This window comes from Candidatus Babeliales bacterium, assembly GCA_035455925.1.
In the GTDB taxonomy this organism is placed as follows: domain Bacteria; phylum Babelota; class Babeliae; order Babelales; family Vermiphilaceae; genus SOIL31.
This window is the reverse complement of the sequence record DATIEE010000031.1, coordinates 19,121-44,546: the sequence shown is the minus strand read 5'-3', so window position 1 is coordinate 44,546 and position 25,426 is coordinate 19,121. Positions and strand designations below refer to the sequence as shown.

The window sequence follows — 25,426 nt, the reverse complement described above, 5'->3', positions numbered from 1 at the left end:
TCATTCTTTTATTATATTATTTTTAGCTAGTTCTTTACGCAGTTGTTTGGCATTTTTAAAGTGTATTGCGTGTATACCTAGGGATTGTGCAGCTTGTACATTTGCTAATTTATCATCAATAAAAATTATTTGATGGGGTTCGAGATTGTTTTTTTCTATGTGCGCATAAAAAAATTCAGGATACGGTTTCTTAACAATGGTTGCATTAATAGATTCAAACGGAATAGTATACTCTTTAAATAAACTAAATATTGTAGGAAATTTTTTTACGCTATCATTAAATACTGTTTTACCGATATTTGACCCTAAATGATGTACATATCCAAGACTAGAAAGCTCTTGCATAAGTGTAACAGTTTTTTTGATTGGAACATATGATGAACAAACATCTACAACGAGTTCAATAAGTGCGTTATTATTTTTTTTTTGCGCAGCTTTAATGAGCTCTTCACTGACAGTTTGTTTTCTGATTAATGGTAAGCGTTCAAGTAAAAATTGAAAAATAATTGAGATAGTTTTTTTATCAAGCCGACTAATCAGCTCTTTTTTACGTTTAAAGCGTATACAGATTATAAACCATGACCACATGCTTTTTGTGAGAATAACATCATGGAGATCCCATAAAAAAATGTGAGTTTTTGGTGAGAAGTTAGTTGTATTCATATTTTTAACGTATACGTAATTGGACCGATAATGGTTTATCTGTATTTAAAGTTAATAATGTTCCTGCAAAAGGTCGTTGATCAATGATAATGTAGTCATCGCTGCGTTGTTCTTTATCCGTAGCGTCATTAATAACACTTGGATTTATAGTGTATACGGATAAAAACTCAATGACTTCTTGCAATGGCATATTAACAAAACTAGGCCAAATAATTGGTTTATCATTGCCAGATGAAATATAAAGAATTAATTTTTCTTTTTCAAGAGATTCATGCGCATGGTGTGACTGCGCAAAACATATTTCTTTTGGATAAGCGTGCGGTACATAATAAATTTGATGATTAATGTCGTTTTTACGCAAGGTACCCACAAGATCATCAATATGCTTTTCTATGCATGCAGGTGCGAATATTGGCAAAGGTTTTTTTGTTGTTACAAGGAATAATGGTTGATTTGATTTGATTGTTGTTCCAGCTGTCGGTATTTGATTAAGAATAATACCTTCTGGCAAATCGCTTTCCTCTTTTTGGTCAATAAGCCTGATATTGAGATTGTATTGCGTAACAAGTGGAAGAATTTCATGGACCTGTTTACCTATAAGGTGAGGTATAATAATATTTGGTGTACGAAATAATTGTTGCATTATATAGTATCCAAAAATGAAACTAAAAAATGGCATCATCCATAAATAATTCTTCATATTCATATATTATCATGAAAACGGCTAACAAAAGCACTTTTGGAGTATACAGTAAGCCGGATTTTGTAACATAACTATATAGTGCAGTATAGTTTATGCTGACAACCATTTATCTATGCGACATACCCGTATGTTTAACCGGAATGAACTACCGACACACACTTTTTTGTCTTGCTTTTAGCAGGGTTTGCCCCTCATGCGCATTACTACACACAACTGTGCGCTCTTACCGCACATTTTCACCCTTACCATTTAATTTAGCTTTTTCTTAAATTTAATGGCGGTTATTTTCTGTGGCACTTTCCGTGAGTTTACACCCCCCTGTGTTGTAATAATGATGCAGTACACCATATTCTCCACAGGTGCTATGTTCATTAAAAGTCCGGACTTTCCTCACATAAATCCTTAAATTTACGCGCGATTGTCTTGTACACCCCAAATATTTATTCTCAAGGAGAAACATATTATTGTAATATAGTATAGCACTAACCTTTTTAATTGCATAGTTATCTGTATATACTTCCGCCAGTGAATTATCTACGGCTACAGCTGGATAACCATATAAAAAATGCCAAAATTGCTCCACTGCTAATAACAAAAAGTAATCTTGTTTGTTGAACCTGAAGTTCCTTTAGCTCTTTAAGAGTTATTATTACATCTTCAAATTTTGATTGAGTCTTTGCATCAGACTTCGTAACTTCTTGCTGCAATTGTTCTAATTTGAGAACATATTGTTGTTGAAAAATGCCTAGTTCTTTTATAATGTTTTCATAATTGTTTTGATGTTTCGCAGATTGTGTGTTTATGGTGTCTTGAATCATTTTGTTATAATCAAAAAAATTTTTATTAAGTTCTTGTTTTTGCGCAGTGAGATGTGAAGTTAATTCTACAAATTTTGATTGAGCTTCTGCATCAGACTTCGTAACTTCTTCCTGCAATTGTTCTATTTGTACAATAATCTTTGCATTTTTATCTTCAAATTTATTTGATATGCTGTCACATTGTTGCTGTAAATTGTCTAGATTTTTTATGATTTCTTCATAGTTTTTTTGACGTTGATCATATTGACTCGTTGTGCAATAACCAGCAAAAAGCTTATTAGAATTTAAAAGAATTTCCGCAAGCTTTTCCATTGAATCGTGCAATGGTTTATTCGCATCTCTTCTCTGTTGTGCAGCCTTTTCAACATTTTCTTCAACTGATCTTTTTGTGAGTTCATAAAATTCGTTTGATAGTTTATTAGATGTAGACTGCGGGTATACTATTGTTTGTGGTGGTTGTTGTTGTGGGCAATCCATCTGCTATCCTCTTAATTAGCTATTCAATTAATTAACTTTTTTTATTTTAGGTCTATCAAAATAATTCTGGTTGATGATAATATGAAGCCGTTTCTGCTTCTAATAATGTTCGTTGCATATATGATAATTTTGGTTCTACTATAGAATCCTGTTCTTTAAGTGCAAAAAGAACAATGTTATCCGATAATAAATCTTGTCGAACTGCTTTATAAAATGATTTTGGCATATCAGTAGCAGTTAATTCAATAAAGTAACAATATCTATTTAATAAGGTCCAATGTAAATCATCAATATCATTAGTGTCATCAATAACATTATATTTAAGAAAGGTAACCAATTGTTCAGCAATTTTTTTTGTTATAAACCATGTTTCTTCGTGTGTTGCTGGGTTCCAAATCAATTTACTTAAGGCTATTTCACAGAGCCGAATAATACCTTGTCGTAACTGTTCTTGAACAATTTCTTCATGAGCGATAGTAACTATATTAGCGGTTATATTTTTTAAAAATAGATCAGGGTTCTGTCTAAATGATTCATAATCTTTGCTAAATGTTGAATAAAGCACCCGGTAAATTGTTGCATTAAAACGATCAACAAAAGTTGCATCATACAAGGCTGAGTTAGTTATATATTCACGTGATAAAGAGAATTCAAAATAAGGTGTAAGCTGTCTTGGAAGTGTTTCCAGTAAATACGAAAAAGCCGATGCATTAACATAATGAGAACTTTTTAACATATTAGAAAAAAGCTTTACTAATGAACGTACATATTCAGATGTTTGATGAGTAGATATACCAAAGGCAATAAGATCCGAAAGGTGTGAGAAATCATTTGGTAATATCTCTTTTTTATAATAGGGTGTTCTCAATTCTTTTTGTAGAGATATAATAAGAGAGTCTTTACTGTGTAATGATATATCTTTTGCTTGAAAAGCGAGAATATTTGTATTATGAATGAAAAGAGTACAAAATATGGTGAAGGTAATAAAGCGATGCATCATAATTAGCTCCACATAAAGTTAATAAGTAACCTAAATCAGATTTTATCGTATCACAGAAATTATAAACTGATCAATGAAAAAAAGATAATGTTTTTAAGGATTCTTTTATGGCGTTATATTCATACGAGGCATTTTCAAAGGATGGAAAAATAGTAAAAGGCACTATAGATGCGCCATCAGCAGAAGCTTTAAAAGAACAATTAACACGACAAGGGCTTTTTCCCACTAAAATTGAATCAACAGGAGGGGTATCAACTGCAGGCTTTTTTGCACGTTTATTTGAATCAAAAATAAAGACTAAAGACAAAATTCTTTTTTCAAAACAATTGGCTATTTTACTCAAATCAGGCGTTCCTATATTGCAAGCAATTGAGTTGCTTATTGAGCAATTTGAAGGCAATATGAAAAACATGCTTGTGCGCATTAAGGATGATATTAAAGAAGGCAGTTCGCTAGCAGATGCATTGAGTAAGTACCCTAAAATATTTGAAAAAATATATCTTCAACTTGTTCGTGCCGGAGAAGCAACGGGTAAATTAGAAACGATTCTTGAGCGACTAACAGTGTATCTGGAGCGAAGAGAGGTAACAAGTAAAAAAGTACGTGGTGCTTTACAACAACCTATAATTCAATTAGTTGTTGCAGTTCTTGTTGTAGGAGTGTTAGTTACTAAAGTTGTTCCTCAGATGGCTAAAAATTTTACATCAAAAAAAGCAGCTCTTCCTTGGCCAACTGCAGTTCTTTTGTCATTATCTGATTTTATGATTAGTTATGCATTGTTCATCATTATTGCATTGGTAATTATTATTGTAGGATTCAAGTTTTGGAAAGCAACACCGAGTGGTGGTAAACAATTAGATCAAATTAAATTAAAACTTCCTCTAATCAAATATCTTTCAAAAACCAATGCAGTGGTACAATTTAGTTATACGCTGGGACTGTTGCTTGAAGGAGGAGTTAATATTGCTGAGGCATTGGATATTGTTGTAAGTATTATCGATAATCGTGTTTTAGCATCGGCATTGCGTACGGCGCGGGATAATATTGTTAAGGAAGGTAAAATTGCAGAATATTTACAGCAAACAAAAATGTTTCCACCGATTGCTATTTACTTAATTAAAACTGGTGAGCAGACTGGTGAGCTTGCTACAATGCTACTCACTGTTGCTGATAATTATGAGAAAGATTATATTGAATTAATTGATAAAGTAACAGGTCTTATTGCACCGGTTATGCTTTTTGTTATGGCAGGTATCATTGGTTTTATTGTCATGGCAATTGCATTACCAATGATTGAACAGATGAAAAATATGGGTTAAAAATTTATTATTTATTACATTTTATGTAAGGAGTACTGATGACTACTACACAGACGGATATCACAACGCATATCAAACAAAAATATGTTCGTGCGGGATTTACATTGATGGAAATATTAATTGCGGTGATGATTCTTGGTCTTCTTGGTGCAATGGTTGGACCAGCGCTCAATAATATTTATAAAAGCCAACAAAAAAGGACATGTAAAGGTACCTTAACTGGATTCAAAAAAGGTATTAGTATGTATCAAATGCATACACAACAATTACCATCTACATTAAAAGATCTTATTAAAAAACCAAAGGAAGAACGTGCTGCTAAAAAATGGGAAGGACCTTATATAGGTGAAGATTTAGTTGAAGTACCTAAAGATCCATGGGGGGAAGATTTTAAATATAAAGTAACCACAGGTGCAAAACATCCGTATGAACTTTATTCCTATGGCCCTAATGGTAAAGGTGCTCCAAAAGAAGAATGGATTAACGTTTGGGATGAATAAACAATTAGGTTTTTCTCTTTTAGAATTACTTGTAGTGATTGCGATAATCGGTATTTTAAGTGCAATCATTGTGCCTAATATTCAGCGATCAACACCTCGCTATGAACGAGAAGAGTTTGTAGCGAGGTTTAACACATTAGTTCAGTATGGGTGGCAGCAATCATTAGTCACTCATAAAATGCAACGTATTACCGTTGATATGGGACAAAAGCGTATTTCTTTAATGCAAGATTCCGGAGAAAAAGATCGAGCAGGAGAAATTGTTTTTAAACCCATTGCCGATCCAGTACAAGATACAGAATGTGCTATTCCTGATAATATTCAGATTAAACAATTTTTTGTTGAAGGATTTGATATGATGACAAAATTTGCGCGTAGCAAGACAGCGTCAGTTTGGTTTTATATTGTCCCTGAAGGAATGGTGCAAAATGTAGTAATTAATTGTGTTGATACAAAAGATATGCAGGATCATCAGCCACGACCGATCGGATTAGTGCTTAACCCTTTTACTGCTCAATATAAATTATATGATACCTTTCAAAAGCCATAAAAATGGATTTACGCTTGTTGAAGTTATATTATCTCTTGCTATTACAGGGATAGTGCTGACGCCAATTTTTATGATGCATGAAATGATAATGAATCGTGTGGGTCGTTCATCAAAAGCATTTGATTATATAGTGCTTTGTAAAAATTTATTATATGAAGCGCGTCAAAAACAGGATCCTGATGCACAAGAATTTTCACTCAATAAAACAGAAATTGTTTTTGATGCGGAACTAATTTATACTCTTGAAAAAAATATTGATCAAAAATCATCACTTGCTGCATTGCCTGGTTTACATAAAGAGTTGGTCACCGTATCTTGGACAGAGCAAGATAAAAAAAAACAAGATCGATTAGTAACATTGATCTATAAAAAACCAGAACAGAAAAAATCATGAAATATGGATTCATGCTTATCGAACTTATCGTTGCAACAATGGTAGCCACAATGGTTGCTGCAATACTCTTGGCTGCTCTTGCACAAGGAAGTCGTTTTCAGATTGTCATTGATAATATGATTGATACTTCGGTACGCATTGGCGTCATTTCTAATCAATTAGAAAAAGATCTTATGGGTGCTTTTATTCCCGTTCAGGCAGAAAAAACTGAAGATACTAAGAATAAAAAAAACGATACTAACAAACCTACTGAAGCGCAAGATGATACCGAACAAAAAAGTACGCAAAAAAAAGAGCCTAAAATTATCGATAAAATATTTTATAGTATTAATAAAGATGGAAAATTTGATACATTAACATTTATTACTAATAATCCTCTTACTGTTTTTGTGGGTAAAGATGTTGGTATAGTAAAACCAAAAGTTGTTCGTGTACAATATACGCTTAAAGCAGATCCTGATAAAAAAGATTCGTATGCGTTATTCAGACAAGAAAGCATGGAGCTTGATCTTGAAAATTTTAAAAATGTTAGAGCGTATGAGGTTATTGATGGTATTAAAAATTGCTCCATAACCTTTACCGCACGTATTGAAAAGAAACAAGAGGAGCAAAAACCGTCTGCTAATGAAAAATCCTCTCAAGAAAAACAAAAAATATCATATGAATATAAAGTTTTGAATGAGTGGGTAAGTGAGCAAAAGGGGGATGCCGACAAAGATAAGTCCGAATTTCCTCGAATTCCTTATAGCGTAGAAATTAAGATAGCTTTATGGGATAAACAAGAAAAAAGAGAAAAGGATTTTACTCTTGTTTGTCACATTCCGAATGATATAAAAACTCCTCAATTAGAAGAAAATCAATTAGAACAGCCAACAAAAGGTAAAATTCAAGAAAAAAATAATGATAAAGAGCAACCAGAAAATAGTATAGATAAAAATAAATCACCAGTACCAAACCTCACTCAGGCTATGCATAATATTGTTCAAGAAATAGTTGTGGTAGCTGAAAATGCTAATAAATCTAACGTAATAGCACATAGTTTTGAATATCCAATAAATACAATAAAACGTAAGTAAATGTATGAAAAATAGTAACAACAATACGCACAATGGATATATCATGATTTTCACCTTGCTTATTGTAGGAGCAGCAATGATAGTTGTTACTTACGTTGGTAATCGTGGGTCCTTTTATTTACCTTTTTCTCATATGACTCTTGCGCGTGAAAAGGCAAAAATGCTTGCTACAAGCGGTGTTCAAGTTGCAATGGCACAGTTATGTCAACCAAGTAAAAAACAAGAACAGTCTGCGCAAGAAAGTAAAACAGAAAAAAAAGATGTGCAGACAGGAGAAAGCAAAAATGGAGCTACATCTACTGCAATAACTGAAGGTACATCATCTAACCAAGAAGATCGTGATTTTTTACTTCGTATTTTACCAACGTTAAACCGTTGGCAACAGTTTGATCTTAAAGAGGAAATTGATGGGGTTGATGGACAAATAAAAATATGCATCATGTGTGAAGAAGGTAAGATTAACCTAAATCGCATTATCGATTTTAAAAAAGGTACTTTGTATGGAACTGATCAATCTGGTTGGAAATCAATTATGCAAGAGATTTGTAAAGCTATTGAACGCATTACTAAAGCAACAGATATATTTCCTGCTTTTGAAAAAGCAATAAAAGAACGTGATATCCTCTATAATGATGCAACAGAATTACTAACACAAAAAGGATTTACTTCTTTTAAAGATGTTATTTTTTATCAACCACCAACAGAAAAAAAACAGGATACAATTTATTTGACTGATATTTTTACGGTATGGTCAAGTTCTGATAAACTAGAACCATGGCTATTTTCAGACTCTCTTCTTGGCTTGTTAGGTCTGCCGCGTGTAGAAATAGATGATATAAAAAAACGAAAAGACCAGGTTGAAAGTTGGGTAAAAAATTTTAAATCACGTGTCAATTGGAAACAGGATTGGAAAACCATATTAGTGCCAATGTATGGTAAAGAGTTGCAGACTTTGCCTAAAAATATAGACTCTATGCTAAGCACTACTTTTACACCACGATTTTTTTCCGTTCTTGTTCATGGTAAAGTTGGTGAAATAACGCAAAGTGTTTATGCAATTTTAGAAAAAAATAAACTTTCACAAGACAATAATATCGAATATGATATTACAATAAAAAAATTATATTGGCTGTGATGGTAAAAAGGAATAAATTTGCAAGGTAAAATAGAGACACGTGTCGGAATTTTTGTTCTAATAGCGCTTGCCGTTTTTGGGTATATGGGCTTTAAAATCGGGGCCTTTCGCTTTGATCGTTCACAATACGCTCACTATATAGTATATTTTAATGATATTGCGGGATTATCACGTAAAGCAGCTATCAAAATTGCCGGTGTAAAGGTTGGGTGGGTTGAGGAAGTTCAACTCATTGCAGGAGCTGATTCAAAAGCCGAAGCGGTAATAATGGTTTCAGTATCATTTCCTTTATATCAAAATGCATATGCAATAGTTCGACAAGATGGTTTACTGGGTCCAAAATATATTGATCTTGTACCGGGCGATCAATTACTCAGAAAATTAAATGAAGGGGAGTCCTTACAAAAATCAAATTTTGATCCTGTAGACCTAGATGATATTTTTCGTCAGTTTAAAGAAATTGCGGGAAATGTCCGTGAGGTAACCGAATCATTTAAAGACACATTTGCTGGTCCGCAAGGCAGTGATCAATTAAAATCATTTATGATCAATTTAGAAAATGCTGCAGAAAAATTTTCCACGGTCACCAATGTTCTTGAGCGTTCATTTGTTCGTAATGAAGAAAGTATTGATGCATTTTTAGAGATTGGTACAAATGTTCGCATGTTATCTGACAGGTTAGAAAACAAAGTGTTTCCGGCATTTCAAGAGAGTATTGAAAAAATTTCAAATGTATTTGATCGTGATTTTGGACGTATAGCTTCACGTGTGGAGTTAACAACAGAAGCGCTTGAAGATGCTGCAGCACAAGCGCGTGATGGGTTACGTAATTTCAGTTCTGTAACAGAAAAAATTGATGAAGGCAAAGGTCTCATCGGTAAACTTGTTAATGAAGATGAAACATATCGTGATCTTAAAGTTGCTGTCTCAGGATTTAAGAATTATGTTAGCAAACTTGATCGTATGCAAATTCTTTTTGATACCCATTTTGAAACAATGCATCGTCCCGCAGAAAATTATCGGTATGAAGATTCAAAAGGATACTTTGATATTAGAATTCATCCGAATGAAGAATATTTTTATCTTGTACAAATAGCCAGTTCTGAAAAAGGCTTTGCATATCGTCGAGAAAAAGAATATACCTATACAAATGATGATCTTGATTATATTGATCCGGCAAAACAGTTTAATCCATCATCAGATACCCGACCGCAATTGCTTTCGGATAATCTTTACGAGAATACCTTAGTATCTGATGAAAAATTAAAAACTGTATTCAGAAAAGAACGATTAATGTTTGACCGTAATGGGATAAAAGTTGGTGTTCAATTTGGTAAAATATTTGGTGATGTTGCATTACGTTTAGGCCTCATTGATGGTTTTGCGGGAATGGGAGCAGATTATGAGTTTCCCTTTAAAAATGATAAATTTCGTTGGGTAACAACATTTGAAGGTTTTGATTTCCGCGGTTTTAATCGCCGTGGACCTAATAAATTTCATCAAGATAAACGCCCGCATCTCAAATGGCTTAATAGAATGTTTTTAATGCGTAATATTTACTTCACCTTTGGTGCTGATGATTTTATTAGTAAACAAAACGCTAATGCCTTTGTTGGTATTGGTATGCGGTTTGGTGATGATGACGTTAAATACGTCCTTGGCAGTATTTCTGGTGCTAGTGGATTGATGAAAACATAGTAATTAAAAAAAGATATTACTTTTTAAATATATTCATGAATTGCCCCCACCAAGTTTGTACAGGGGGTAGAATATTTTTTTTTTGCTCTATTTCAGCTTTGAGTTGATTTATCTCTTTATCTATTTTATCTTTTTTTACATTTAAATCATTTAATAAGATTTCTCTATTTTTTTGTTTTGTTTGATCGACTTTGAGATAAGATGGTGCATTCTCTACTATTACGTTTTTTTGTAATACTGGCGCACTCAATGGTTTCTTTGCCTTAGTTAATTGATTTATTTTTTCATTTACTCTCGTTAGTTCGTTTTCTTTTTCTATTAATGCTTGTTGTTTTTTGGTCAATTCTTTTTTTTGTTGTAAAAACGGCTGCATACTTTTTTTAGCTTTCTCTAATACGATGCTTTTGATGGGAAGCATACCTGTTTCTACTGTCGGTACTATTTTTACTGTTTCTTTAACTAAGGGTTCTTTTTCTTGCTCATCTAATGGTGGTACTTCTTTTGCTAGTTCTCTAATTAATTCTTGTCCTCTTGTTATTCTAATTTTCTGAGCAGGAGATAATTTTTTATTAGGAAACATAGCTGACATTGACATAAAAAATAATAAAAACGATAAACTTATTATTTTTGTAACATGCGTTATTACAATTATTTTTTGCTTTTTCATTTTTAAAATTCCCGAGAGGTTTATTTAATTTTTCTATTTGTGTTCATTTTGTAAAATGCTTATATCTATCAATATTAAATAAAATGCAATTATAATTCAATAGTTTTGTCGCAAAACAGTTGAAATGGCAGATTAATTACGTTATTGTGGAGAGAAATTATCAATAAAAAAAAGAGGACTAGCTAATGCAACGATTGCCAATTATGCCGCAAGATCAAACATTTTGGTATTTAAATACACCCACTCTCTCACCATTAACAAATGATATTTCTACCGATGTACTCATTATTGGAGGAGGCATGGCGGGGCTAACCACCGCACAAGCTTTTGCTGAAAAAGGTTGTGCGGTAGTTCTCATAGAAAAAAATTATTGCGGCGCTGGAGCATCAGGCAAAAGTTCGGGTTTTATAACACCTGATTCTGAGTTATCATTGTTTGAGCTAATACGCATTTTTGGTCCAGAGATAGGAAAAAAACTATGGAAGTTGATTGGTTCTGGCGTTGAGGCTATTCAAAATAACATTCAACAATATAATATAAATTGCGATTATCAGGCACAAGATACACTTATTCTTGCAAATACAGCGCGTGCATTTTCTTCTGATATACAAAAAGAATATGATAATCGTCAGCAAGCTGGCTATACAAGCACCCTGTATACGCGCGATGAACTGTCATCAGTTATTGGTTCAGATGCATATCATGGCGGCATATCATACGGTGGAACTTTTGGCATACAAGGATATAACTATTGCCTTAGCATGAAAAAAGTTTTACAAGAATTAGGTGTTCTTGTGTATGAAGAAACTCCTGCGCTGCATATTCAAGAAAAAAAAGTTACAACTCCACGAGCAATAATTAACGCCAATCATATTATTGTGTGCACTGATCGCTTTGAATTAACAGCATCGTTGTTGTGGGATAAAATATATCACGTTCAAACATTTTTAATGCTTTCTTGCCCATTATCAGAAGAGAATATTAAAAAAATATTTCCTCATAAGCGATACATGGTATGGGATACGGATATGATTTATCAATATTATCGTCTTACCGGTGACAATCGCCTTATGTTAGGTGGGTCAAATTTATTGTATACGTATGCTAAAAATGAAAAACATGGTAATAATCACGTAGCAAAAAAGTTACTAAACTATTTTAATACGAAATTTCCTAATGTTGCAGTTGAATTTGAATACATGTGGCCGGGGCTAATTGGAATTAGTAAAGATGTATTTCCTGTAGCTGGATTTGATCAACGAATGCCATCAGTTTATTATATAGCAGGCGCATGTGGATTGCCTTTTGCTGCAGCGTTAGGAATGCATTGTGCTGATCGAATTATTAATAATAATAAAGAATTTGATGATTATTTTTCACCGTATCGATCCACTACGCTAGGACCAGTTACACAATCAATTTTAGGTACTCGTTTAACATTTGCTTTATCAAATTTTTTATCCGTAGGTAGTTTATAAAAAAAACTAGTGTATATATCCATTAATATTAACAAGCTGTCGAATTTTATTTTTAAGCAATCGAATGTTTTTACTGAGATTTGTAATATTTTGCGTTGTTATTCGGTTTATATTGAGAACAAGCGTAGGTTAAATAAAATAAACATGCTCATTATAAAATTAATTATAATGAACATGTTTATAAATATTATACTTAAATCGATTATTTAAAACTATTTTTGCCCAAGTAATTGTTTTTTAAGTAAGATCTTTTCATCATCGTTTAATTTGCCCAAAAATGACTTATTAAGAGAATCTTTTTGTTTATTTATTTCGGATTAGTATATACTGAAAATAGCATTTTTTCAAGTTAAAAAGTTATTTTTTTAGCAATAAGTTCATGTAGTAATGTAGGTTTTTCTTCAATGTCTTTTTGCATAACAGTATAAAACAAATCGGGATATTCAGATGACATTGCACGAGCATTATCAACTTGATGCGTAGTGCTATCTGTTGTCAAAGGAATAATAATACATTGTTTATTAAAAAATTTAATCTCAAATAATGTTCCAGCCCCAGCACGGCAAATAATAAGGTCAGCGGCAGTGTACATTAATGCAAGATCTGGGCGATAGCTAAAAACATTTGCCGTGATATTTTTTGATTTATATAATGCGTTCCAATCAGTTGTATCAATGGAACCTGTTTGATGAATGATTTGAAAATCTTTTAATGAAAACGATGCATCACTTATCCAATTTTTCATACATTCATTAAGAAAACGTGAACCTTGTGATCCACCAAGTATTAACACGGTCTTTTTATTGGAAGATAATCCAAGCTGTTTCTGCGCTAAGTTTTTATCATTTATAACTTGTGTCAATAGATATTTTAGTGGATATGGTTTAACAGAACACTTCTGCACAGGAAAATAATGTTGCGAACATGCAAATGGCGTGATGATTGAAGTTGCTAATGGTATAAGTACTTGGATTGCTTTTCCTGGTACCGCATCGAGTGAGTGAAGTGTAATTGGTATGCGCAATATATATGCTGCAATACATGCAGGAATTGCAACAATACCGCCCGTGGTGATAATTTGTTCTGGTCTATGTTTACATAAATAAAAAAAACTTACTATGAACGAGTGAATAGTATACCAACCGATTTTAAACAATGATCCTGTACGGCTGTGTAAAGGTAGCATAACATGCCATGTAATATGTTTGTTATTTGCTATAATTTTTTTATCAAGAGCCGTGTTAGCAGAAAAAAAGAGAATATTAATTGATGCATTATAAGCAACACTATTATCTGCAATGGTTAAACAAGGAATAATATGCCCACCAGATTTTCCTGCAACATAACAAACTGTTTTTAATTTCATGTACGCGCTAATAACAATTGCATTTTTTTAAGAGTTTTTTTTTCACGAGTAGTATGTATAACTAATTGAGCTTTCTTAGTAAAAATATCAGCATTTTCATTATTATTCAACGCATAATGTACTTTTGCAAGACGTAATAATATTGTTCCATTATTATACGATATTAGTTTTTCAAGAATCTGTTCCGCCTGTAGGTATTTTTTTTCTTTGTATAAAATCAGAGCTTGTGTATCTAAAAAATGAGGATTTTTACTATCAATTGCAAGCGCTTTTTCAATGAATGATTGCGCCTTTTGTATATCTTTTCCTTTAGTAGCCCAATAGTATGCAAGCGTATTATTTATGTGTGGACATTCTTTATTAAGATTATGTGCACTCTTAAGATCATTATGCATAGCGAGGTGATTGTTGTGTTCATAATGCAATAATGCACGTTGGTATAATATTGTCGCACGCCTCGTATCAGCCATAGTACAATGCAGTGCATGAGAAAGGTATGTGATTGCATTATTACTTTGTCCATTCCGCATATACATATCTGCGCAATAAAGATTACACCAGAGATTATGAGGATTTTTTTGTATAACCGTAGTCAATGTATCAATAATAGTTGCAATAGGCATTCCATTATACGCAAGAAGACAGATTGTTTTTGGCCACATGCTATTTTCTGGCTGTGCCATAATCCATGTGCTTATCGTTGATGCAATGTCCTTAAAGTCCTTCAGCATTGATAAAATTTGTATTTTGAGTAACTTACATTCCTCATTAAACGGTTGATGTTCAATGCATGCATTTATGTGCGTTAAAGCTTGGTCATATCGTTGTTGTTTAAATAGAACAAGTGCATTATCAATACTAACGGCATGAGACAACATGCGCTGTTTGGTGTCTTCACTATTTTTTTGCTTAAGCATTAATGCAAAAAGATGTTTTTCTATCTCCTTATTGCTACCAGATAATTCTAAAAATGTACTGTATCCGGATACAGCCTTTTGAATATTTCCCTCTTTTTCATATAGCGATGCGTACAAAAGCCAGCTTTTATCAAATCGTGGATGCATCTCTACGCAGGTAGTGATAGACTCTAAGGCTTTATTATAGTTTCCAAGAGAAGTATATATTTGTGTTTTTAAAAAATAAAAAATGAAATTATTTGCCTTACGTGGCGTATTATTAAGAAACGCATCAATAGTCAATAATGCATTATTATATTCTTGTCGACGTATATATACTTGAGCGGCACGTAAAGTGATCTCTGCATTGTTTCTAAATGATTGGCTAAGCATAATTATATGGCTATTAGCTTCTTGAGTACGATTGGTTTTTTCAAGCGCTGTAGCAAAAATCAGTTGAATTTCAGGATCATTTTTAAATTTATTTCCTAAGGATGGCATAAGTTGCACAATTTTTTCAAAATTTTGCATGACATTAGCGTCAGCTAAAATAGTGAGATAACCCTTATAGCTATAAGGTGATGGTTGTAAAGTAAATAGTTTTGTATACCATTTATGAGCGCATACATTATTTCCTTTAAATTGATTATAATTTGCCCAAAAATAATTATGTAATATTTCCGTATCATTAGTAAAAATAAATGATATAGAAATGCAAAGTGCGTATATAAGAACATTGCTTCTTATCATGTGTTTGTTACTCTTGATAGCATCGAATGCGAAATGCCTTTAATGCATCACGTAATGTAGGATCGGCAATTTTTGCAATGATGCGCTCATCCTCTTTAGTTAATTTAATATTTTCTTCTTTTTTTGTTTTATGTGATAATGGACTTATTTTTTTAATGGTTTTTAATCCAATCAGTTTAAAGCGTATCTGTTTAATACGCGGCTGGTCTAGATTTTCATTGATTTTTGTAATAAGTAACGATGATAACAAATATAATTCTTGCATCCAACAAGAATGAAATACACCAAGAATAAGCATATCATCATAAATTTTTTCAATACGTACTTTGCTATGTAGAGACCCAACAATGTCATTCCATCTATACAATAGATCAGTTTTCCAGTTCTTCTCAGGTTGTATGAGCATCTGTAGCAAGTCTTTTAAGCAAGTAGCCATAGAGAAATCTCAGTTAAATATAAAATATTGTTATCATTACGATAATGATAACAATATTGTTTGTCCATACATCATTTATTTAGTTGATATATAATCACTATATCTTTTTACAAATCATTAGTTTTCGTTTTTTTAGCGGTGAATTATTCTTATCATTGCTACATGAATGTTTTCTTTTTTTATTTTTGTCATTATCCATATTTTTATTATTTCTGTAATTATCAATATTTTCAGAAAATATTGATTTCAAAAAATTATTTGCTTTGTCATTAAATATTTTTTTATCATTTCTCTGAGACAAATCTAAATTTCTATTTTTTTTGCTTATTTCTGGCGTAATATTATTTTTAATTTTGGTTACAATATCATTGTCTATTTCATTGATCTTTGATGTCATAACCTTGAATAACAGTGTATCTATATTATCGATATATGGTATTTGTGACATCATGTTGTACAATATAATTGTTATATCGTTATATTTCTCAATACCATTTTTAAGATTCCCGATTGCATTTTGATTTTTTTGGGTACTCTGATTTATATCTTTTTCAAGTGTTTGTGTTTCATTTTTGTATTTATTTTTCTCTTTATCTGTACCTGTATTATTTTCCATCATTTCCACGTATTTTTCTCTACGATATTTTAACGTAGCCGCCCCTCGGGTTTCATTATCATTAATATTTCCTTTACATTCTTTAATACATTGATGATATTTTTCTATTAATGTATTGATTTTGGTATGCAGTGGGCTTATCTCTACATCATATATTTTTCGATTGTTTTTAGCTTCCTCGCTCCAGCATTCAACCTCTGGTACCAATTGCCCTTCTTGTCCAGTATTTATGTTATCACTTGTAGTATAAAGATTGTGTGCAGTAGGTATTACAATAGTTGTTTTGCTTGTTTTTTTCTTCTTTTCCATTGAAAAGAGAGTAGATGAAACTTGTGAGAATAAGATCAACGCTGAAACTATCATTATTTTATTCATGAGCTTTACCTTTAATTAACGATGTTTTTTCTTAAAAATTATACATTTTACTTTAGAATTTGCTATAAAAATATTTTCAATTCAAAGTTATTGTGTTGTTATTTTTATTACGGACATTTAGCTTTGAAGTGCATAAATAACATTTTGGCACGTTAACTGATAAAAAAAACCTTGTAAGGAGTTTTTAAATTTTTTGTTCTCATAAGCAATAAGGTGTTACAAAAAAAGATTTTCGATCCAATTTTTCAGTTATAACTTCATGATTAGTAAATTATTTTCCATGCTATTGCCTAAAAAAGTAGTTTAATTTATACTAAAAAATAATAACTTTAGGTAAAAGCATCGTTTAATACAATAGACTTATTCGTAATAAAAGAGAATGAACAAAAAAATATACGATTTCGACGTTATTGTTGTTGGTGGTGGACACGCAGGAATAGAAGCAGCTCATGCTGCTGCAAAGTTGGGATCAAAAACGCTATTAATAACACTTGATCCTAATAAAATAGGTCTTATGCCCTGTAACCCGGCTATTGGTGGTGTTGGTAAAGGACATATTGTTTATGATATTAGTGCTCTTGGTGGCCTCATGCCACAGTTATGTACTAAAACATATTTACAAGCACGCATGCTTAATACAAAAAAAGGATCTGCCGTACAAGGCTTACGGTTACAAATTGATAAGTTTGCTTATAGTGCACTCAGTCAAGCAGAATTAAAAAAAATGCCTCATTTAACCATTCATGTAGGCACGGTTGAAGATATTTTGCTCGATGAAGTGGGTAAGGTATGCGCAATTGTAACGGATACTGGCACTTTTACTACATCTACCGCCATTCTTACTACCGGAACTTTTTTGAATGGTTTGTGTCATATTGGTGAGAAGAATTTTTCTGCCGGCAGGCGAGATGAAAAAGCAGTTACTGGGTTGTCATTATTTTTAAAAAGAACAGGATTACGTCTAGGTCGCTTAAAAACAGGTACTCCACCACGTTTGCTTAAATCAAGCCTTGATTTTTCTAAAATGGAATATCAGGAGTCTGATGAGCTTAATTATTTGTTTGAATTTTATCCGCACACAACAAAAAATTCGCATGCCTGTTACATTACACATACCAACGAAAATACACATGCCGTCATTAAAAACAATCTGCATCGATCTGCAATGTATAATGGCAATATTTCTGGTATTGGCCCGCGTTATTGTCCCTCAATAGAAGATAAGATTGGCAGGTTTGCTACAAAAAATTCTCATCATGTTTTTGTTGAGCCAGAAGGAGCTGATTCTGATGAAATTTATCCAAATGGTATCTCAACTTCATTACCTTTAGAAATTCAAGAGCAATATATTAGAACCATTGCCGGTTTTGAAAATGCATTAATTACTAAAGCGGGTTATGCGGTAGAATATGATTTTGTTTACCCAAATCAACTAGAATCAACACTTGAAGTTATCACTATTCCCGGATTATTTCTTGCAGGTCAAATTAATGGTACTACCGGCTATGAAGAAGCCGCGGGACAAGGTATAATTGCAGGCATTAATGCTCACCAAAAAGTTGTACAAAAAGCACCTTTCATTTTAGACCGCACAGAAAGCTATATTGGTGTTATGATTGATGATTTGGTAACTATGAGTGTTGATGAACCATATCGTATGTTTACTTCACGTGCTGAACGAAGATTATTGCTGCGACAAGATAATGCATTTATGCGGTTAACTGAAAAAGCATATCTTCTTGGTATGATTGATCAACAGTTATATGATGACTTTATGATAGAAAAAACGGTTGTTGAAACAACATTGGCAGAGCTACGTAACAATAAAAACAGCACTGACCTTCTTCGTCTTTTTGGACAAGATGAATCTGATAAAAAAAAATTAGCAGAATATATTGGAAGACCGTTATCAGAACGTGCGTTGCAAATAATTCATTCAGAAATTCGCTATGAGCCATATATTACTCGAGAAAAACAGGAAATTAAAAAATCAGAAAACTTTAAAACAATGATGATTCCCGGAGAGCTTAATTATACAGAAATGCCAGGCCTATCTAAGGAATTACAACAAAAGTTAACTTTTTATAAGCCACAAACAATTGCTCATGCATCACGTATTCCTGGTATGACTCCTGCTGCTATCTCACTTCTTATTTTTCGAATTTCTACATTTTCAAAAAATATAAAAATCACTAATTCATAAAAAAGGACTTTCAGCAATAATGTTTATTTATTTATTTTTAATCAGTGTGATTATTGCATCAACAGATATGCCATCAATACCTGATGAACTAACAGAACTTCATACATGTGTTCTTCTTGACGCGCAAGAAGAGCATTCACTAGTGTTACAAGAATGTGAAGCGCACGACGAAATAACTAATATGCTTGTGCCAATGTCCGAGGAGTTAGTAGAGGCTTCACATATACCTAAAATAACCGATGACTCTTCACTAGCTGAATCAATTACTATTATCAATGCAATTGATGCAGATATGCTTGCATATAAGCATTGGACAGGTACCTATAGTCCTGAAATATTTACTATTGCTGTAGATGGTACTGAAATAGTGCAAGGATCACAACTTACATTACCATCACAAACAACAACAATTACTATTCAGTATACTTATTCATTTATGAATGGTATGCGATCAGGAACAAAAAAAATATCATATCAACTGCATGAAAATATTACGCGAGCACAGATTACATTTTCATGGAAGGACGCTTGGAAAGTATTACTTGATAATGGTACAGCGCTTAAAGAAATAACAACCTAATTATGAAATTTAATTTTTCACCTGAAATTATTCATTTATATGGACCATTTGGCGTTCATAGTTACGGATTTTTTATTGCTCTTGGCATTATTACAGTTGTAACTGCTATACGTTATAATAAAAGATTTACACAGCTAGGTCTTGAGCCTGTTTTTATGAATATTGTAGCAGTAGGTATTATAGCTGGATGTATCGGTGGACGGTTTCTTGAAGTTATATCAGAACCTTTTTTATACCCTCATTGGTACGATTGGTTTACTCTCTGGCAAGGTGGCTTTTCTATTTTAGGTAGTATTCTTGGTGTTATTATTATTATGCCATTCTATTTGCGTAGTATTAATGTGCCAATTTTACCGCTGTTTGATTTAGTTTCAATTTATATTCCTTTATTACAATCGATTGGGCGTCTCGGATGTTTTACCGCAGGATGTTGTTATGGTAGCATAACAAATAACATTTTTGCCGTGATTTACACCAATCCACATACATTAGCACCTTATGGTATTCCCTTGCATCCTACACAACTGTATAGTTCCACATTATTGTTTGGTATATTTTTATTGATGTATTTTGTTGTACAACCGTTATGTAAAAAGAATGGTCAAATATTTGGTATATATCTTATATTTGCATCACTCGAACGTTTTTGGGTTGATTTTTGGCGTTCTGATCGTATTCTAATTGGGAATTTTTTTTTATCGCTTCACCAAATTATCGCTTGTATCATAATTATTGTTAGTTTATTAGTTCTTACTATACCTTGCATAAAAAATAAATGTGTTAGGTTGTATAGATACATACAAAAATTAAACTTTGATAAATAATGCAATAATTAGTAGCTAATTTTTTAAAAGTTTTATCTGTAGATATTTTGTTTTAATGATTTACCCCAAAGTCTAGTATACTAATAGTTTTTTTGACGACTCACTCCATTTGTTTGACAGATAGAAATTTTATGTTATGATTAAAAGTAGTAAAAAATTATTTTTACAGGGATAATATATGTCTCTATTTAAACTTCATACGCCATTTCCGCCAGCAGGAAGCCAACCAGAAGCCATTAAACAGCTATTAACTAATAGGCCAGGTAAATCAACATTACTCGGTGTTACTGGTTCGGGAAAAACTTATACTATTGCAAATGTCATTGCTCAACAAAATAAGCCTATTTTAATCTTAGCGCCTAATAAAACATTGGCAGCACAGCTGTATGAAGAATTTTCTCAATTTTTTCCTGAAAATAAAGTTTGTTATTTTGTTAGTTATTATGATTATTATCAACCAGAATCATATATGCCAGCACAAGATATTTATATTCCCAAAGAGACAAAAGTTAATAGTGAAATTGAACGGTTGCGTGTGGAAGCGACGGCATCGCTTATTAATCGTAATGATACTATTGTTATTGCATCAGTTTCTTGTATTTATTCATTAGGTAACCCCCACGATTATCGTGAATTAGCTTTATCATTATCGATAGGGCAAAAAATATCACGTGCAGAACTTATACAACAACTTATTTTTATACAATATACACGTAATGATATTGAACTATCTGCAGGTAAATTTTCTATATTTGGTAATACTATTAATGTATGCCTACCCTATCAAAAAGATATCTTGCGTATTGAAATGTTTGGCGATGAAATTGAAGGATTATCGTGGGTCAGTAAACATACTAATGAAGTCATGAAAGAGCTTGATAATACTATTATTTTTCCTGCTCGCCATTTTGTGACAACGCAGGAAATGAAAGATACTGCTCTTAGAAGTATTCAAGCTGAGTTAGATATGTGGATGCCACAAGTAGAAAATCCTTTATATCGTGAACGTATTAAACAACGCGTATCTTATGACCTTGAAATGATTGAACAAACTGGCTACTGCAGTGGTATTGAAAATTATTCATCTCATTTTGATGGTCGTAGAAAAGCTGGGCATCCTTATTCATTATTTGATTTTTTTCCTGATGATTTTTTACTCATTATTGATGAATCACATATGGCTATTCCGCAGCTTCGTGGCATGTATGCAGGAGATCGTGCACGAAAATCATCACTTGTTGATTTTGGGTTCAGGCTTCCAAGCGCTAAAGAGAATCGTCCTTTGCAATTTGAAGAAATAGAAAAGTATTTTAATGATGTTATTTTTGTTTCTGCAACACCGGGAGAGTATGAAATTACTCATTCTAATCAAATTGTTGAACAAATAATCCGCCCTACCGGGTTAGTTGACCCTATTATTACAATTCATGGGCGTAGTGGTCAAATTAATCATTTAATTTCCGCTATTAATGAAACAACTACTGCTGGATATCGTTCTCTTGTAATGGTAATGACAAAAAAATTAGCGGAAGAATTAGCACGGTATCTTGAAGAACACCATATTAAAGTTTGTTATTTGCACAGTGATTTAAAAACTCCTCAGCGTACTGAATTGCTTCAAAAATTACGTTTAGGTATTTTTGATTGCCTGGTCGGTGTTAATTTACTGCGTGAAGGAATTGATCTTCCTGAGGTCGCTTTGGTGGCAATAATGGATGCTGATCTTGAAAGTTTTTTACGAGATAAGCGCTCATTAATTCAAATTATTGGAAGAGCTGCACGTAATACGGCAGCTAAAGTTATACTTTTTGCGGATAAAATTACTGGTTCCATGGCTGCTGCAATTGATGAAACAAATAGAAGACGGTTATTGCAAGAAGCGTATAATGAACAACATGGAATTATTCCACAAACAGTTAAGCGGGACGTCATAAAAAGTATTGTGAATATTCAAGAGCTTATTGCACAAGCATCTAAATCTAAAAAATCAAAAAAAACACAAAAAATGTTAGAAATTGCGCCTCAAGATGTTGCTGCACGTATAGTACAATTGGAAGAACAGATGCGTCAAGCAGCAGAGCGTCTTGATTTTGAAACCGCTATTGCATTACGAGCTGAATGGCAGAAGCTTAAGTCTTAAATAAAAATAATTGTCAGACACATAAACAATGTATAAAATATTCCATAGAGAATTGATCCGGATATTTTCTTAAGGTGATTGAATAAAAAAAACTATAGGTAATGTCATCAATGAAATGTGAAAGTAATGGAAGAATTATTACATACATCTAATATCCTAAAAATAATATACAAATTTCATAAATGGAGTAAAAAAATGAATAAAAATATCATAATTGTGATACTAAGTTTAAGTGTATGCAATGTTTCATGGGCAATGAAAAAAACAACTGAACAAGAAAAAAAACAAGAACAAGATCGTGTTATATATAACATAATAGCAAAAAGTGGTTATAGACATTCAGGCGATACTAAAAATTCTTTTCCTATTGATGGTATTTTTACTACAGAATTTGAGCCTAAAAAACAAAATCAGCAGCCGAAACCTGCAAAGTTATAAAACCTTACCAGAGAATATAAAATTGATGAAAATAGGAAGATATGAAAAAAAATAGTATAGGTTTATTAATTATTATTGTAATAGTAGCCTTTTTAGTTATTTCATATTTTTGTTTAAAAAGAAATGACATGGATAAAAAAATGATTTTTAAAGCTGGGAACACCGCTGATATTGTTTCTCTTTTTGCTATTACACCAGATGATATTATACAGAAAACACCCCTTTATATTGATGAAGCAAAAAATAGTATTGATGCTATTGTCGCAATTTCCCATGATAAGCGAACTTTTGCAAATACAGCTCAGCCGCTTGATGAAGTAGCTTCATTATCTAATCTTGCTATTGCGCAACGAATTTACGAAGCATTGGAATTATTGAGTCCTGATACTGATATTCGTAATGCAGCTCATGATGCATTTATAAAAATTCAAAATTTTTGGGTTGATCATGTAACAAGTAATAAAGCTTTATATAATGCATTTATGGCATATGCAGCGAAAAATGATGAACGCGAAAATCTTTCAGATCAGCAACGTTATTTTATTAATGACACACTTGCTTCATTTAAGCGAGAAGGGTTGTCATTACCAGATGAAACGTTAATGCGTGTTAATGTGTTACGTAAAGAATTAGCGGCATTATCAGCTGATTTTGATCGTAATATTGCACAGGACAATAGTTCAATTTCTGTTACGCGTGAAGAGCTTGCTGGCTTAGGAGATGAGTTTGTTGATACACTCGTTCGTTCTCATGACAATTTATATGTTTTGGGCGTAGATTATCCAACATATTTTAGAGTAATGGAAAATTGTTCAATTACACAAACACGTAAGAACTTATATATAGCTTTTAATAATCGTGCATACTCTATTAATGACGCGTTGCTCAAAACAATTATTATAAAGCGTGATGAACTTGCACGTTTGCTTGGATATGCCGATTTTTCTCATTGTGATATTGATAATCAGATGGCTCATACGCCACAAAAAGCACAAGAATTTATTACAAATTTAGCACAAAAATCTTTAGCAAAAGTACATAAAGAAATTGCAACATTAACTCATACATTGCCAGCATCGATTAAACTCACATCAGATGGTAAAATTCAACCTTGGGATTTTGCATATCTTGAAAATAGTTATAAAAAAAATAATTTTAACCTTGATGAGCAAAAAATAGCTGAATACTTTCCCATGAAAAAAACTATTGATGAACTTCTCGATATTTATCGTCAATTTTTTAATATTGATTTTCAAGAAGTTTCTGCATCTGGATTATGGCATGAAGATGTTGCTGCTGTACGCGTTTTAGACAAACAGAATGGTGAATTACTTGGTACTCTAATGCTTGATCTTTATCCACGATCAAATAAATACAGTCATGCTGCGCATACGACTATTATTCCTTCCGTATATTCAATCGAAGGTAAACGGATACCCGATGTTTCCATTGTTATTGCCAACTTTTCAAAGCCAACCGCTACTCAGCCATCACTACTTAAACGTGCTGAAGTACAGACATTTTTTCATGAATTTGGTCATGCTCTGCATGCAATTCTAGGTGCAACAGAAATTGCATCATTATCAGGAACTCATACTAAGACAGATTTTGTAGAACTTCCCTCACAGATGTTAGAAGAATGGCTAACAGATAAAGATATTTTAAAAAAAGTAAGTGGTCATTATTTAACTGGACAACCATTGCCTGATGCAACTATTGATAGTATTATTGCATTAAAAAATTTAACTGCTGGTTGTTTTGTAACTCGCCAAGCATATCTTTCATCATTAGCACTTTCTTATTTTGGTTCAGGTGATAATAAAGATCCCTATTCGATTATGCAAAAATTGTATGCAACAATGTTACCACATATGGCATTTAGCGAGGATAATCATTTTTATACCTCATTTGGTCATTTAACTGGTTATGGGGCAAAATATTATGGTTATTTATGGTCTAAAGTATTTGCTCTTGATTTATTTGCAACAATTAAACAACATGGATTGCTTAATCCTGAAATTGGACAAAAATACATTAAAGAAGTTCTTAGTAAAGGCGGTGCACAAGATCCAAATGAATTATTGTATAACTTCTTGGGTAGAGAGCCTAATTCACAGGCTTTTTTTCAAGACATGGGCTTAAATTAACGTCATTCGATCTAAGAAAAGCTTTAAGAAAAAATTCATTACAATATATACCTTCAAAAAAAATTTATACAGAAGGGATGTTGTAATGAATTTAATTACTATTATCGTAGTCTGATATCATTGATTGTAAATATTTTTTTCGTTCTAACAATGTATGGGTTGCGTAAAAACTTTCAA

General features: G+C 32.4%; 23 protein-coding genes and 1 other RNA gene. 14 read left to right on the top strand and 10 right to left on the bottom strand.

Going from position 1 to position 25,426, the window contains the following annotated elements; all coding sequences use genetic code 11:
- The 5 genes from VLB80_05035 to VLB80_05015 all read right to left on the bottom strand — a co-directional run bounded on the left by VLB80_05035 (position 1) and on the right by VLB80_05015 (position 3,661).
- Positions 1 to 663, bottom strand: a complete 663-nt coding sequence (locus VLB80_05035; protein ID HSC25547.1) for an HAD-IA family hydrolase — start codon at positions 661 to 663, stop codon at positions 1 to 3.
- 4 nt (positions 664 to 667) lie between these two features.
- A complete protein-coding gene (locus VLB80_05030) occupies positions 668 to 1,369 on the bottom strand; it encodes a PASTA domain-containing protein (GenBank protein ID HSC25546.1) in 702 nt (233 codons plus the stop codon).
- A 31-nt stretch (positions 1,370 to 1,400) separates the two neighbouring features.
- An RNA gene (gene rnpB, locus VLB80_05025) (RNase P RNA component class A) lies at positions 1,401 to 1,800 on the bottom strand.
- A gap of 96 nt (positions 1,801 to 1,896) precedes the next feature.
- A complete protein-coding gene (locus VLB80_05020; GenBank protein ID HSC25545.1) occupies positions 1,897 to 2,661 on the bottom strand; it encodes a hypothetical protein in 765 nt (254 codons plus the stop codon).
- A 55-nt stretch (positions 2,662 to 2,716) separates the two neighbouring features.
- Complete coding sequence (locus VLB80_05015; GenBank protein ID HSC25544.1) at positions 2,717 to 3,661, bottom strand: hypothetical protein; 945 nt, start codon at positions 3,659 to 3,661, stop codon at positions 2,717 to 2,719.
- 107 nt (positions 3,662 to 3,768) lie between these two features.
- Here VLB80_05015 and VLB80_05010 point away from each other — a divergent pair, with 107 nt between their 5' ends.
- From VLB80_05010 to VLB80_04980, 7 genes are read left to right on the top strand one after another with little or no spacing between them, the layout of a single operon-like run.
- Positions 3,769 to 4,980 (top strand): type II secretion system F family protein, encoded by a 1,212-nt coding sequence (locus tag VLB80_05010; protein HSC25543.1) that lies wholly within the window; start codon positions 3,769 to 3,771, stop codon positions 4,978 to 4,980.
- A gap of 38 nt (positions 4,981 to 5,018) precedes the next feature.
- Entirely contained in the window at positions 5,019 to 5,480 is a 462-nt protein-coding gene (gene gspG, locus VLB80_05005) for a type II secretion system major pseudopilin GspG (GenBank protein ID HSC25542.1), read from the top strand.
- On the top strand, positions 5,473 to 6,030 hold the full coding sequence (locus VLB80_05000; GenBank protein HSC25541.1) for a prepilin-type N-terminal cleavage/methylation domain-containing protein: 558 nt from the start codon (positions 5,473 to 5,475) through the stop codon (positions 6,028 to 6,030). Before gspG ends, VLB80_05000 begins: the two co-directional genes overlap by 8 nt.
- On the top strand, positions 6,008 to 6,424 hold the full coding sequence (locus VLB80_04995; protein HSC25540.1) for a prepilin-type N-terminal cleavage/methylation domain-containing protein: 417 nt from the start codon (positions 6,008 to 6,010) through the stop codon (positions 6,422 to 6,424). The genes VLB80_05000 and VLB80_04995 overlap by 23 nt, the downstream gene beginning before the upstream one ends.
- Positions 6,421 to 7,500, top strand: a complete 1,080-nt coding sequence (locus VLB80_04990; GenBank protein ID HSC25539.1) for a hypothetical protein — start codon at positions 6,421 to 6,423, stop codon at positions 7,498 to 7,500. Before VLB80_04995 ends, VLB80_04990 begins: the two co-directional genes overlap by 4 nt.
- Positions 7,501 to 7,504: 4 nt before the next feature.
- Positions 7,505 to 8,635, top strand: coding sequence for a hypothetical protein (locus VLB80_04985; GenBank protein ID HSC25538.1), 1,131 nt, complete (start codon positions 7,505 to 7,507; stop codon positions 8,633 to 8,635).
- A gap of 18 nt (positions 8,636 to 8,653) precedes the next feature.
- Positions 8,654 to 10,333: an MlaD family protein gene (locus tag VLB80_04980; protein HSC25537.1), complete on the top strand. Its 1,680-nt coding sequence runs from the start codon at positions 8,654 to 8,656 to the stop codon at positions 10,331 to 10,333.
- Positions 10,334 to 10,349: 16 nt separating this feature from the next.
- Here VLB80_04980 and VLB80_04975 read toward each other — a convergent pair whose 3' ends face one another.
- Positions 10,350 to 11,000, bottom strand: coding sequence for a hypothetical protein (locus tag VLB80_04975; protein HSC25536.1), 651 nt, complete (start codon positions 10,998 to 11,000; stop codon positions 10,350 to 10,352).
- 185 nt (positions 11,001 to 11,185) lie between these two features.
- On the opposite strand from VLB80_04975, the gene VLB80_04970 reads away from it, so the two are divergent.
- Complete coding sequence (locus VLB80_04970; GenBank protein HSC25535.1) at positions 11,186 to 12,478, top strand: FAD-binding oxidoreductase; 1,293 nt, start codon at positions 11,186 to 11,188, stop codon at positions 12,476 to 12,478.
- A 349-nt stretch (positions 12,479 to 12,827) separates the two neighbouring features.
- Here the strand turns inward: VLB80_04970 and VLB80_04965 are convergent, their stop codons facing one another.
- The 4 genes from VLB80_04965 to VLB80_04950 form a co-directional block, all read right to left on the bottom strand.
- Complete coding sequence (locus VLB80_04965) at positions 12,828 to 13,844, bottom strand: UDP-N-acetylglucosamine--N-acetylmuramyl-(pentapeptide) pyrophosphoryl-undecaprenol N-acetylglucosamine transferase (protein ID HSC25534.1); 1,017 nt, start codon at positions 13,842 to 13,844, stop codon at positions 12,828 to 12,830.
- Positions 13,841 to 15,490 carry a hypothetical protein gene (locus tag VLB80_04960; protein ID HSC25533.1) on the bottom strand — a complete coding sequence of 550 codons (1,650 nt, stop codon included), beginning with the start codon at positions 15,488 to 15,490 and terminating at the stop codon, positions 13,841 to 13,843. The genes VLB80_04965 and VLB80_04960 overlap by 4 nt, the downstream gene beginning before the upstream one ends.
- Positions 15,491 to 15,497: 7 nt before the next feature.
- Entirely contained in the window at positions 15,498 to 15,926 is a 429-nt protein-coding gene (locus VLB80_04955) for a DUF721 domain-containing protein (GenBank protein ID HSC25532.1), read from the bottom strand.
- Between the two features lie 97 nt (positions 15,927 to 16,023).
- On the bottom strand, positions 16,024 to 16,917 hold the full coding sequence (locus tag VLB80_04950; GenBank protein HSC25531.1) for a hypothetical protein: 894 nt from the start codon (positions 16,915 to 16,917) through the stop codon (positions 16,024 to 16,026).
- Positions 16,918 to 17,296: 379 nt separating this feature from the next.
- Here VLB80_04950 and mnmG point away from each other — a divergent pair, with 379 nt between their 5' ends.
- The 6 genes from mnmG (at position 17,297) to VLB80_04920 (ending at position 25,249) form a co-directional block, all read left to right on the top strand.
- On the top strand, positions 17,297 to 19,120 hold the full coding sequence (gene mnmG / locus VLB80_04945; GenBank protein HSC25530.1) for a tRNA uridine-5-carboxymethylaminomethyl(34) synthesis enzyme MnmG: 1,824 nt from the start codon (positions 17,297 to 17,299) through the stop codon (positions 19,118 to 19,120).
- A gap of 19 nt (positions 19,121 to 19,139) precedes the next feature.
- Complete coding sequence (locus tag VLB80_04940) at positions 19,140 to 19,700, top strand: hypothetical protein (protein ID HSC25529.1); 561 nt, start codon at positions 19,140 to 19,142, stop codon at positions 19,698 to 19,700.
- A gap of 2 nt (positions 19,701 to 19,702) precedes the next feature.
- A complete protein-coding gene (locus VLB80_04935) occupies positions 19,703 to 20,524 on the top strand; it encodes a prolipoprotein diacylglyceryl transferase (protein ID HSC25528.1) in 822 nt (273 codons plus the stop codon).
- Between the two features lie 178 nt (positions 20,525 to 20,702).
- On the top strand, positions 20,703 to 22,664 hold the full coding sequence (gene uvrB, locus VLB80_04930) for an excinuclease ABC subunit UvrB (protein HSC25527.1): 1,962 nt from the start codon (positions 20,703 to 20,705) through the stop codon (positions 22,662 to 22,664).
- A 195-nt stretch (positions 22,665 to 22,859) separates the two neighbouring features.
- A complete protein-coding gene (locus VLB80_04925; protein ID HSC25526.1) occupies positions 22,860 to 23,102 on the top strand; it encodes a hypothetical protein in 243 nt (80 codons plus the stop codon).
- 41 nt (positions 23,103 to 23,143) lie between these two features.
- Positions 23,144 to 25,249, top strand: a complete 2,106-nt coding sequence (locus VLB80_04920) for a M3 family metallopeptidase (protein ID HSC25525.1) — start codon at positions 23,144 to 23,146, stop codon at positions 25,247 to 25,249.
- The last annotated feature ends 177 nt before the right edge of the window (positions 25,250 to 25,426 follow it).

Bases quoted from the DNA above. Each gene is read 5' to 3' on its own strand.
- uvrB (HSC25527.1), top strand. From the start codon at position 20,703: ATGTCTCTATTTAAACTTCATACGCCATTTCCGCCAGCAGGAAGCCAA.
- VLB80_04920 (HSC25525.1), top strand. From the start codon at position 23,144: ATGAAAAAAAATAGTATAGGTTTATTAATTATTATTGTAATAGTAGCC.
- VLB80_04985 (HSC25538.1), top strand. From the start codon at position 7,505: ATGAAAAATAGTAACAACAATACGCACAATGGATATATCATGATTTTC.
- VLB80_04990 (HSC25539.1), top strand. From the start codon at position 6,421: ATGAAATATGGATTCATGCTTATCGAACTTATCGTTGCAACAATGGTA.
- VLB80_04940 (HSC25529.1), top strand. From the start codon at position 19,140: ATGTTTATTTATTTATTTTTAATCAGTGTGATTATTGCATCAACAGAT.
- VLB80_05030 (HSC25546.1), bottom strand. From the start codon at position 1,369: ATGAATATGAAGAATTATTTATGGATGATGCCATTTTTTAGTTTCATT.
- VLB80_04970 (HSC25535.1), top strand. From the start codon at position 11,186: ATGCAACGATTGCCAATTATGCCGCAAGATCAAACATTTTGGTATTTA.
- VLB80_04950 (HSC25531.1), bottom strand. From the start codon at position 16,917: ATGAATAAAATAATGATAGTTTCAGCGTTGATCTTATTCTCACAAGTT.
- VLB80_05035 (HSC25547.1), bottom strand. From the start codon at position 663: ATGAATACAACTAACTTCTCACCAAAAACTCACATTTTTTTATGGGAT.
- VLB80_05010 (HSC25543.1), top strand. From the start codon at position 3,769: ATGGCGTTATATTCATACGAGGCATTTTCAAAGGATGGAAAAATAGTA.
- VLB80_04955 (HSC25532.1), bottom strand. From the start codon at position 15,926: ATGGCTACTTGCTTAAAAGACTTGCTACAGATGCTCATACAACCTGAG.
- VLB80_05015 (HSC25544.1), bottom strand. From the start codon at position 3,661: ATGATGCATCGCTTTATTACCTTCACCATATTTTGTACTCTTTTCATT.
- VLB80_04960 (HSC25533.1), bottom strand. From the start codon at position 15,490: ATGATAAGAAGCAATGTTCTTATATACGCACTTTGCATTTCTATATCA.
- VLB80_04995 (HSC25540.1), top strand. From the start codon at position 6,008: ATGATACCTTTCAAAAGCCATAAAAATGGATTTACGCTTGTTGAAGTT.
- gspG (HSC25542.1), top strand. From the start codon at position 5,019: ATGACTACTACACAGACGGATATCACAACGCATATCAAACAAAAATAT.
- VLB80_04935 (HSC25528.1), top strand. From the start codon at position 19,703: ATGAAATTTAATTTTTCACCTGAAATTATTCATTTATATGGACCATTT.
- VLB80_05000 (HSC25541.1), top strand. From the start codon at position 5,473: ATGAATAAACAATTAGGTTTTTCTCTTTTAGAATTACTTGTAGTGATT.
- mnmG (HSC25530.1), top strand. From the start codon at position 17,297: ATGAACAAAAAAATATACGATTTCGACGTTATTGTTGTTGGTGGTGGA.
- VLB80_04965 (HSC25534.1), bottom strand. From the start codon at position 13,844: ATGAAATTAAAAACAGTTTGTTATGTTGCAGGAAAATCTGGTGGGCAT.
- VLB80_05020 (HSC25545.1), bottom strand. From the start codon at position 2,661: ATGGATTGCCCACAACAACAACCACCACAAACAATAGTATACCCGCAG.
- VLB80_04925 (HSC25526.1), top strand. From the start codon at position 22,860: ATGAATAAAAATATCATAATTGTGATACTAAGTTTAAGTGTATGCAAT.
- VLB80_04975 (HSC25536.1), bottom strand. From the start codon at position 11,000: ATGAAAAAGCAAAAAATAATTGTAATAACGCATGTTACAAAAATAATA.